This window comes from Streptomyces sp. LS1784 (assembly GCF_020103755.1).
Lineage (GTDB): Bacteria > Actinomycetota > Actinomycetes > Streptomycetales > Streptomycetaceae > Kitasatospora.
Map to the genome: position 1 here is coordinate 1 of NZ_JAHSQD010001073.1, position 1252 is coordinate 1252.

Sequence of the window (1252 nt, forward strand, 5' to 3'; positions counted from 1 at the left end):
GGCCACCTGGCCGAGCAGCGCGGCGGCGACGGCGGCGGTGCGCAGGTCCCCGCCGGTGCCCTCGGCGGCCCGCTTGAAGCGGTCCTGTTCGGTGTCGGCGGCCCGCGCGAGCGCCTTGTCGGTGGCGTTGAAGGCGGCGTCGGCGGTGTCCGCGCCGCCCTTGGCCGTCACGGTGGCCTCCAGCGCGCCCTGGTAGTCGGCGTTGTCGACCTCCAGCACCCGGGCGGCGTCGTGCTTCCGGCGCCACTGGTCGAACTGCTTCGAGGCGTCCTGGAGGCTCGGCCCGGCGGCCGTCGGCGCCAGCCGTACGGCCTCCGACAGCGAGCCGCCGGGCCGGTCCCCGGCTCCCGCCAGGTGCTCGGTGGCCTTCGTCCACTGGTCGGCGTACCGGGTGGTCGAGCCGCGGGCGACGAAGTGCAGGTTCTCCGCCAGCCGGGCGGTCAGCACGTCCACCCGGGCGGAGTTGAGCGCCCGAAGCGGGGTCGCGCCCTCGCGGGCGCTCTGTTCGAGCGCGGAACGGGTGGTCAGCCCGGCGACGGTCAGCCACAGGGCGCCGGCCAGGACGGCGGCGGTGGCGCCCAGCAGCCCGATGTTGAACACCCGGTTGGTGCGGCGGAACAGCGTCAGTTGCACCCAGGCCAGCGCGATCAGGGTGACCAGCGCCAGGCCGTACGCCCCCCACGGCACCGCCTGGGCGGCGGCGTAGTCGTCGGCCAGCTCCCGGTTCTCGGCGGCGGCCAGTTCGGCGGCGGCCGGCAGCAGGACGGTCTGCATCTGCTCGGAGGCGTACCGCAGGTAGGCGCCGCCGAGCGGGATGCCCTGTCGGTTGTCGGCCCGCGCCGTCTCCACCAGGCCGGCGTACGCCGGGAGTTGCTGGTTCAGCCGGGCGAGCGAGCCCTGTGCGGGGGAGGTCGCCGTGGTCCGGGCGGCGGCCTGGGCGATCAGCTTGGCGGCGGTGGCGATGTCCTGCTCGTAGCGGCTGCGGACCTCGTCGGGCTCGGCGCCGGCCAGCAGGAAGCCGCTCGCCGCGGTGGTGGCGGCGTCGGCCAGGCTGCGGTGGATCTCGGCGGCGTCCCGGCTGAGCGGCTGGCTGTACGAGACCACCCGGTCGGCGGCCTGCGCCCTGGTCTCCAACTGCCAGGCGGTGAGCCCGCCGAAGGCCACGGTGAGCACCGCGAGCACCACTCCGGCCAGCCGCAGCCGGCCGGGCGGCGTGCGGGTGGCCTGCGCGAGCCGAGCGCGCACGCCGGTG

1 protein-coding gene is annotated in these 1252 nt (G+C 76.4%); it reads right to left on the reverse strand.

The features are described 5' to 3' along the window. Positions 1-1252 (reverse strand): hypothetical protein (locus KS423_RS45720; protein WP_224285546.1); only part of this gene is annotated, 1252 nt, incomplete at both ends.